The organism is Psychrobacter sp. AOP31-B2-9, assembly GCF_052378005.1.
Taxonomy (GTDB): Bacteria; Pseudomonadota; Gammaproteobacteria; order Pseudomonadales; family Moraxellaceae; genus Psychrobacter.
In genome coordinates this window covers 22,573-30,917 of sequence record NZ_JBQSXG010000026.1, presented here as the reverse complement: position 1 = coordinate 30,917, position 8,345 = coordinate 22,573, and the positions used below count along the sequence as shown (strand labels likewise).

The 8,345-nt window shown below is 39.2% G+C and carries 8 protein-coding genes and 1 pseudogene; 7 read left to right on the top strand and 2 right to left on the bottom strand.

Features of this window, described 5'->3' with window-relative positions; all coding sequences use genetic code 11:
* Window positions 1-80 precede the first annotated feature (80 nt).
* The gene (locus ACT3SX_RS04965; RefSeq protein WP_442074722.1) at window positions 81-971 is read right to left on the bottom strand and encodes a helix-turn-helix domain-containing protein; all 891 of its coding nucleotides are present in this window, start codon (window positions 969-971) and stop codon (window positions 81-83) included.
* Window positions 972-1,138: 167 nt separating this feature from the next.
* Between ACT3SX_RS04965 and ACT3SX_RS04960 the strand changes: the two genes are divergently transcribed.
* The 5 genes from ACT3SX_RS04960 (at window position 1,139) to dnaB (ending at window position 4,579) form a co-directional block, all read left to right on the top strand.
* The gene (locus ACT3SX_RS04960) at window positions 1,139-1,366 is read left to right on the top strand and encodes a hypothetical protein (protein WP_442074721.1); all 228 of its coding nucleotides are present in this window, start codon (window positions 1,139-1,141) and stop codon (window positions 1,364-1,366) included.
* 73 nt (window positions 1,367-1,439) lie between these two features.
* Window positions 1,440-1,772, top strand: a complete 333-nt coding sequence (locus ACT3SX_RS04955; protein WP_442074720.1) for a hypothetical protein — start codon at window positions 1,440-1,442, stop codon at window positions 1,770-1,772.
* Window positions 1,769-2,710 (top strand): helix-turn-helix domain-containing protein, encoded by a 942-nt coding sequence (locus tag ACT3SX_RS04950; protein ID WP_444761691.1) that lies wholly within the window; start codon window positions 1,769-1,771, stop codon window positions 2,708-2,710. The genes ACT3SX_RS04955 and ACT3SX_RS04950 overlap by 4 nt, the downstream gene beginning before the upstream one ends.
* Window positions 2,691-3,245 carry a hypothetical protein gene (locus ACT3SX_RS04945; RefSeq protein ID WP_442074718.1) on the top strand — a complete coding sequence of 185 codons (555 nt, stop codon included), beginning with the start codon at window positions 2,691-2,693 and terminating at the stop codon, window positions 3,243-3,245. The genes ACT3SX_RS04950 and ACT3SX_RS04945 overlap by 20 nt, the downstream gene beginning before the upstream one ends.
* Window positions 3,245-4,579 (top strand): replicative DNA helicase, encoded by a 1,335-nt coding sequence (gene dnaB / locus ACT3SX_RS04940; RefSeq protein ID WP_442074717.1) that lies wholly within the window; start codon window positions 3,245-3,247, stop codon window positions 4,577-4,579. The genes ACT3SX_RS04945 and dnaB overlap by 1 nt, the downstream gene beginning before the upstream one ends.
* Before the next feature lie 119 nt (window positions 4,580-4,698).
* Here dnaB and ACT3SX_RS04935 read toward each other — a convergent pair.
* Window positions 4,699-5,801 (bottom strand): annotated as a pseudogene (locus ACT3SX_RS04935) (IS256 family transposase).
* 1,168 nt (window positions 5,802-6,969) lie between these two features.
* Between ACT3SX_RS04935 and ACT3SX_RS04930 the strand changes: the two are divergent.
* Together ACT3SX_RS04930 and ACT3SX_RS04925 are read left to right on the top strand one after the other, a co-directional pair.
* A complete protein-coding gene (locus tag ACT3SX_RS04930) occupies window positions 6,970-7,749 on the top strand; it encodes a hypothetical protein (protein WP_442074716.1) in 780 nt (259 codons plus the stop codon).
* Window positions 7,742-8,287 (top strand): hypothetical protein, encoded by a 546-nt coding sequence (locus ACT3SX_RS04925; protein ID WP_442074715.1) that lies wholly within the window; start codon window positions 7,742-7,744, stop codon window positions 8,285-8,287. The genes ACT3SX_RS04930 and ACT3SX_RS04925 overlap by 8 nt, the downstream gene beginning before the upstream one ends.
* The last annotated feature ends 58 nt before the right edge of the window (window positions 8,288-8,345 follow it).

Genomic DNA, 8,345 nt, shown 5'->3' with positions numbered 1-8,345 from the left:
AAATTAAAGATAATTTAAACGTAAAAAACCCGCAATTAAGCGGGTTCAGTTACAAAACTATTGGTATTATTTGATATTTATCACCATGACTCTATATTCATATAGCTATATAACCAGCCAACAACTACAAAGTCATGCATGCCAGAGCGGGTTATGACAACATCATCATAATCATTGTTAGCAGCACGCATTCTAACGCCGCCGTCGTGGTTTCTGTATAGCTTGCGTATCAACATAAGCAAGCCGTGTTTAACTAGATAAGTCTTGCCATCTTTAATATCACGCTTACTCACATCAATAAGACATTGCGCGTCGATGCTAATTTTATCAGTCACTGCTGGATCTTCATTATAAACAACTATAGTACCTTTTGGATTCGCGCCAGCGCGTGATGCTATAGAGTGATCGATATTAGCAAAATGCTTTGTTTTTCTAATAATTTCATTTGATTTAACTTCAATAGTGCTATAAACCATTGCTTTAAAAAACGTTTTATTCTCAAATGGTTCACGCGCCGGCGAGTGATAAATAAGATCGTCAAGCGCACTTAAAGCATCATTCATTTCATCATCTTTCTTATCAACAAATTTTTTTTCTAGATACTCAATATCGTATCTATCATTTTCATCTAGCCCTAGTTCTTCGATAAACACACTTCTAAATCGCTCAGTGTCATGCAGCGCGTAATCCGCGGCATCATCGATATCATACACAGATGGCGGCTGCATATTATCGCCATCAATTATCCAATCTGGTGACGTCTTCAGAAGGCGGGCCAACATCCGTAAGTAATCACCGGCTGGCGTGTTTGTGCCAGCCAGCCATTTACTGACTGTTGATCTACTAGCGCCGATTGCTTTTGAGATGTCAACTTGTCTTAATCGCTCAGCTGCCATTAAATCCCTTATACGCTCAGCGCGGGCAAGATCTTCACTTATAATTTCATTGCTAGTATTTTCTATAGTAGTCATAACCAAATCCTTTTTTTCTAGCAGTTGATTTTTTGTTTCGCATAATCGATGGCATCACCTATCGGCTTATATAGTATAACACACTAAACACTATATCACATATTTTAGTTGATAAAATCAATAAATAGTGATTTAATACACTTGACATCAACAAAGAGGTTGAAATCATGATTACAGTAGATATCTTGCTAGATCACTATAAATGCAAAAATGATGCAGAGCTGGCGCGCCGTTGTCAAGTTACTCGCGGCGCAGTCAGTCAGTGGCGGTCAGGCGGTATGGCTCAAAACACACAGGTAATCTTTCAAGTCATGAGTAAGGGCAGGCTTAAGGCGGATATTGGCGGTTTTGCGCATCTTGCAAAGAATTACAAATGCGCTAAAAAGCAGGCATGAAAAAACCCCACTAGTTGCTGCTAGCGGGGTTTAGTTATTTCTTAAAAATCACATCAATTGAGGTAAGTATAGCATGAGCGCTAAAAAGAGTACAACACCGGTGATGATGCATAGTTTTAGCGTTGATGACGCTATCGAGCATGGCGTAGATGCTGCTGTTATGTTGCAGGTAATAAAAGACTGCATTAATGCTGACAAAGCTGCTGGCAAGGTTAAGCCAGAGCTTTTTGGCTGGACAGCTAAAACTGCAGAAGAGCTTGCAGTATTGTCTCCATATTTTAATAGACACAAAATTCAGCGGCTACTAAGCAAGCTCGAAAATAATGGCGCGCTTAACACAGGTTATTTTAATGATGATGCTCGTGATCGTACCAAATGGTACTCAGTGGCTGGGGGTACAAAATGAGCTTTAGAATGGTGGCACAAGCATTCGACATGCGCGTAGGTAATCCATTGCGCAAAATGGTCCTAATTAAACTGGCTGATCAAGCAAATGATGACGGCTGTTGCTGGCCCAGCTATGACTCACTATCGCACGCTTGTGAAGTTAGCAAGCGGTCTGTCATCGATCACATAAAGTGGCTGGAAGAGAAAGACTTTTTGCGCATAGAGAAAAGATACAACAAAGAAAAGCAAAAAAATGAAACTAATCGCTATCACCTTACACTAGATAAAGCGGTTCAATTTTTTGATAAGAAGGCAAAAAGCAAAGCGAAATCAGTTGATGTGGGTACTGCAGGAGCTGCACCACTAAGTGATGAAGGGGTAGTGCAGGAGCTGCACCAGGGTAGTGCGGGAGCTGCACCGGGTAGTGCAGCAGCTGCACCCAAACCTATTAATGAATCTATCATTGAATCTACTACTAATAATAGTGAAAACAAAATCATTTGTGACAGTGACAGTAAAAACGAATTGGTTGTGACTAGTTTAACTGATGGGGAATTGCTTGTTGAATTCTGGAATAGTCATCGCCCAGCTAAAGCAGCTGTGAAAACTCAAGTCTGGGCAAAGGTAGTCAAGACCAGATTAAAAACATTCACAGCTGAAGAAATCAAGCAAGCGATGCTATACGTCATTCATAGTCATTGGCACCAGAACAACGGTCAAGTAGCGATCAAGAACGCAATCGATAGCGACAAACGATGTGCAGATGCCATAGAAAAACAGAGCCAAAAACAACCAGTCAGCCAAAATCAAGGAAATAATCATGACAACTCACAACAACCCGTTAACAAGCGTCAATCTCACAGCGACAAGCTTAGAGCACGCATTAACGGTCAGCAATCAAGCGAGCAATCAAATAACATTAGAACCGTCGTTAGCGATGCAGAACAATGTCATTAATGCATGTGACGCATGGGCGCTAGCATTCCCTACTAAGTTTAAGCATGAAGAAGTTGCTACGCATGAGTTCATAGACCTGTGGTCAATAGCTCTACAGCTACTGAATGCTACAGATAACGAAATTAATACCGCTATCGCTTTATCAGTCACAAAGAAATGGCCGCCATCATCGCCTTACGATTTCATAGCGCTAGTACGCGGCGGCGGTATTGCAGACACTGCTAATTACTATCAAGTGTATGAAGCGGCGGCAAATGGTAAATATGATCATATAACGGCTTACGTTGCAGCTGAGAGGTTTGGCTTTTTTGAGATAGTAAGAGAAGACGCTGTTAAAGCATCAAAGCGTTTTAAAGTTATCTATGAGAAAGTCTGTCATGAGTACGCACTAAATAGCGCCAATTTCGAACAGAGACAGCTAAAAATTGAATGTAAGCGCGAAATTGATAAGTTGGCACTAGAAAAGAAAACCATCAGCTTAGAGAGACAGTCAGCTATCGCAACTGCAGCACTTACTAAATTAGGATTAAAATAATGAATATTAATAAACACTACAACATCGATTTTGAGAAGTCAGTGCTAGCTAGCTTAATGAGTATCGAAAATTCGTTTGATATTGTCAGCGATATTATCACTGCAGATGATTTCATGGCAGGCAGGCATAAACTCGTTTTTAACGCTATCAAGCATCTGCATCAGTCTAACGATATTTGCGACTTGATAACTGTTATAGATCGCTTAACGCTAACTGGTGACATGAAATCAGCAGGCGGCGATAAGTATTTAACTGAGATACTGGTAACATCGCCGGCAACGCTCACAATGCTTGTTAGTTATTGTGAAAAGATTAAAGAATACTCGCAAGTTAGAGTGTCACTAGAAGCGTTAACATTAGCACGCGCTCACTTAGACAATCGAGTAAGCAAGGATAGCTTAGAGTCGCAGATTAATGACGTAGTAACTCAATTATCGAGCATAGTGGACGGCAATCAAAAAGAGGTAGGCATTCAATCAATCGGCGAATTGCTAAGCGACTTTTTTGATACATTAGGTAACGCTGCTAAGAATGGCGTGCCGCCGTTTATCAAAACCGGTTTTTTTGATTTAGATAGTAAAGCGGGTGTCATGCCCGCGGATCTTGTAGTAATTGGCGCGCGTCCATCGATGGGTAAAACCACTTTTGTAATGAGTCTTTTAAGTGGCATTATTGAGTCAACGCAAAAAACAGGTGTATTTTTTAGCTTAGAAATGCCAAAAGATGCTGTCGTTAAAAAATTCATGTCAGCGCGGTCAGGTGTTGATTTTGAGAAAGTCCGCGGCGGTCAGCACGTTGATGAAGACGATTGGGCTGCATTGATGAAAGTTGCTACAGAAAATAGCAGTAATGATTCTCTTCTGCAGATTGATGATAGATACGCACTTACTTACTCGCAGATGCGTACTACACTAACTAGATTGAAAGCGCGCGGGCATGACCTGGGCTGTGTCGTTATTGATTACTTAACGATTATGGGCGGGCTTGAAGATAGCAATAATAAAGCAAACGACATCGGTGTTATTACGCGCAATTTAAAAGGACTCGCTAAAGAGTTTAACGTGCCAATTTTCTTACTATCGCAGTTAAACCGTGATGTTGAAAAGCGGCCTAATAAGCGTCCTATGAATAGCGATTTACGTGACTCTGGTGCTATCGAGCAGGACGCTGACATCATTATGTTTATCTATCGTGATGAAGTTTATAACGATAAAACAGAAGACAAAGGCATTGCAGAAATTGGCATCACAAAAAACAGAAATGGTGAGATTGGCACGGTTAGATTAGGATTTGAGGGCCAATACTCACGGTTTAGTAATTTCATGCTAGGCTGAGGGAATGGTAGTGAAGCAATTTTTTTGATAATTATGAAATCTATAAAGTCCATAATGCTTCTATACTTGAATTTTTTTAACTCAAATAGAGACTGTCCCAAATTCTGTTTAACTGCCGTTTAGATTAAATGCCTGCTGATGCTGTTATTAAACATAGTAACCAAACGATTTAGAGCAGCCGTCCAGTTACGAATAGTAATCGACCATTTTTTGGATGCCTGCTAGATTGCTAAGTACACCACTTTAAACGCTACTTGGTCAGAAGGAAACACCTTACGCTTATTCACCGTTATAGAATCACACTGTTCAGTGATTCTATAGCATTGGTGGTATAAATCGCTTTTCTGATATCTTTAGAAAGTTAAAGAACGCCGCTAAGACCTCCCAGTTATTGCGCTAAGAATTGATGACATGCGGGTGCTCGCTACCCTAATTCTAATCGAAATGCTCAAGATTAACCTCCGCTATTTCAAGCGTATCAGCGCCGTAAATGGCCTTCAAATCAGTCGCTACATTCTTTTTATCTATTCAAGCTACAAACTTCATCGAATAACGCAATATGTATAAAGTATACAGATGAATTTGAGCCTCGGAGTAAACCGTATCAATAAGCATAAGGGAAACCCTTTAGACAATCCGCATAGGCAATGAGAATGTTCTGTACCCTGCGTTTATGCCTGCCAGAACTTAGCGCTCCCATTCTCTAATAGCCACATACCAAGCAGCTCTTTTTCACTGTTAAGATTGACACTTAGAGCCAGATAGATAGCCTTGTTGATAATCTGCTTATCTTGAAGTGTCTTAACGATAGTGTATTCCAAATAAACAATAGGATAGATAGTGCTCAGTGGTCTGTTCTGCCATTTTGTTTAATATGGTGACATCATTAAGATCTTTAATAGTATCAACGATCTCAGTGGTCGTCTGACCTTTAGCATAAGAGAATATGATTTTTTCATCAAAACCATTAATACGACTTTGATGTTTACTTGCTAGCACAGGCTCAAAACTGCTTTCTTTATCTCTTGAAGTAGTGATCTTAAGCTCCCTATTATCACTGCGCAAAGTGTTTTGAGTATGACCATTATCCTTATTGTGCTTATTCATCTCTTCATACTTGGGATAGCCTAGCTGCTCTTCCATCCTAGCTTCAAAAGCAGTATCGATAAGCGATTGTATGAGATGCTTTTAGATGCTTTTTGATGTCATATAAATTGCTCATACTGATAGTTATTTACTCACCTAGTTTTTTGATGTCAGTTTAAATAGTCATTGCTTATTCTACGGTTAATTGGTTATAAGCATTTACACAATTTTTAGGAAAGGCTTACCGAGATTGGTAGCTTATAAACTACGTAGAATAGACGTCTTGCTTGACTCGTGTTTAAGCGTTGAAGCTTCGTTCTTAAAAACTAATAAATTGATGCTTTCTTAAGAGCTATAATCAAAACATAAATTATCAATGCTAATAATAAGGAATAGTTAAGTAGATATTATTGGTAGTACTGTTTAAAACTTAAAGCACGGGTACTCTGTTTAGACAGCTTAATTGTCGAGTTGTTTTTGAACCTAATATTCATGAAAATTTCATAAGTAATTATTTTAGGACTGTAAATTATTCGCATTAATAGAGTTTTAAAAAGAGTAATGCTGATAAGTTAAAGGACAGAATTAAGGCTGTAAATCAGATAATCAAGACCCTATAGATTTGAGTGTTAAATAGTTACTATGGAATTAAAAAATACTTGTCATACTCCCGTTACTCGAAAAAAAACAATCAATAATGGGTCAAAAGTTTACCGTATTTAGAGAAACATCGAGGTTCTACATTGGATTTTGTTTACCTATTATCGAGAAACTTTACTCCTATAAGATGTACGTACGAAGTTTTAATATTTATATTGATCGTTCGCTAATTAGATAAGTGAGTAAACGTCTTTTACTTATATTTCAGTTATGTATGTTCATGTTTTTATTAATGTATTTTCTCAGGATTTTGATTCTTCAAAAACCTTAGCTTGCTTCATCAAGTGTTATGTATACCCCTCATCCAAATTATAAAATTGTAATAAGTGCTTTGGCTTTTAAAAACAAGGGGTATCAGTTACAATCGACCGATTACTAAACAGAGTTTGTGAAAAGAGTCATAGCTGATACAAAAAATGCTTTTTGATAGTTTTTAATAACTATCGAAAGAAGATAAAAAAACTCTTAATGTACCGAATCATTGATTTCAGCATCTACTAGAGCGGTTTAAATGAAATTTCAAGATCGACTTTAAGATAGTATCAGTACATTATGCAGCACAATAATAGCAAGCTTTCCGGGCTAGCTACCTTGGTATATCAATAGTATTTACTACCTTCCAAATCCAATTTGAGTTCTAAGCAATGGTTACACAAGAAAATCAACAAAAACTTGGCTTCAAATTTGGCCAAAATGGAGCGCATTCAGCCCGTACCATGATGTACTCAGAGCTGACACAACTATTCGATGGACAGCCTGCTAATGCCAGGCCTGAGGATTATCGTGATGATATTGAGCAGGCTAACGTTTTACACAAGCCGACCAGCAAATCAAGAACTCTGACTTGGCGACATCTGGTTGATCTGTATGGCATGAATACTGAAATACCACTTTTTCGAATCTTTCGACAATTATGGGAGAGTGATGCTAGTGCACGTCCTTTGCTGGCTTGCCAGATGTCACTAACGCGGGATCCGATATTAGAGATGTCTAAAGCCAAAATACTGTCTTTGCAGTTAGGTGAACATTTGCCACGAGAGGATATGGAACAGGCCATTAGTGATCAGTATCCTGAACGATTCAGTGCAGCATCGCTCAAATCTTTAGCACAAAATGTTAATGGTACATGGACAAACGCAGGCTATTTGCAGGGTCGTAACAAAAAGCATCGAGCTGAGCCTGAAGTAAGGCCAGTTAATGTGGCTTTTGCTTTATTACTCGGTTATCTACAGGGAGCAACCGGAAATCGGCTCTTCACTACTGAGTGGACTAAAATGCTGGGCTGTCGCCAGGAACGCTTGGTAGAGCTGGCAAGGCAGGCAAGCTACAGCGGCTTAATTGATTTTAAGCATTCCAGTGAAGTGATGGAAGTGACATTTCCTAACTATTTGAATGAAGATGAGGAGTCCTGGCTATATGAGTAATCGACTGAACCGTTTAATTCAAAGCTATTCTAGCTATATTAGTATTCCCTGGATGAAGGGTCTCGCAGATGAGCAGCGTGTACTGTTTGCCGTTTACCATAAAGAGGATGAGCTGAAATTGCGGGCGCGTATTGAAGAGTTTCGTTTGGCCACTGAAAACGCAGGACACACTTGGCTAGAGTTGGATATTACGCGCATGTTTCCTGAATGGATGGCAGAACAAAAATACCGTGAAGACTATTTTGAAGACCCAGAGTTTCTAAAATCTAAATACAAGGTATTTGTTCGACAGTCTGTGGAGTTATTAGCAGAACGTATCCAAGATGAAGCCGATGAGAACACCTTAGTTGCACTAGTAGGGTGTGGGACATTATTTGGTCTTGCTTCAGTATCTGATTTTGTAAAGCAATTAGCTCTCCATGTACCTGGCCGTTTATTGGTACTTTTTCCGGGAGAGTATGTTGATAATACTTATCGCTTGCTAGATGCTCGTGATGGTTGGGGTTATCAGGCTACAGCGATTACAGCAGAAAACTAATATAAACACATACTAATAATAGATATACCTATCTCATTTAGATTAGCGCAATTTGCGT

Excerpts from the sequence above, each read along its gene's own strand:
- ACT3SX_RS04965 (WP_442074722.1), bottom strand. The coding sequence starts at position 971 with ATGACTACTATAGAAAATACTAGCAATGAAATTATAAGTGAAGATCTT.
- ACT3SX_RS04960 (WP_442074721.1), top strand. The coding sequence starts at position 1,139 with ATGATTACAGTAGATATCTTGCTAGATCACTATAAATGCAAAAATGAT.
- ACT3SX_RS04955 (WP_442074720.1), top strand. The coding sequence starts at position 1,440 with ATGAGCGCTAAAAAGAGTACAACACCGGTGATGATGCATAGTTTTAGC.
- ACT3SX_RS04950 (WP_444761691.1), top strand. The coding sequence starts at position 1,769 with ATGAGCTTTAGAATGGTGGCACAAGCATTCGACATGCGCGTAGGTAAT.
- ACT3SX_RS04945 (WP_442074718.1), top strand. The coding sequence starts at position 2,691 with ATGCAGAACAATGTCATTAATGCATGTGACGCATGGGCGCTAGCATTC.
- dnaB (WP_442074717.1), top strand. The coding sequence starts at position 3,245 with ATGAATATTAATAAACACTACAACATCGATTTTGAGAAGTCAGTGCTA.
- ACT3SX_RS04930 (WP_442074716.1), top strand. The coding sequence starts at position 6,970 with ATGGTTACACAAGAAAATCAACAAAAACTTGGCTTCAAATTTGGCCAA.
- ACT3SX_RS04925 (WP_442074715.1), top strand. The coding sequence starts at position 7,742 with ATGAGTAATCGACTGAACCGTTTAATTCAAAGCTATTCTAGCTATATT.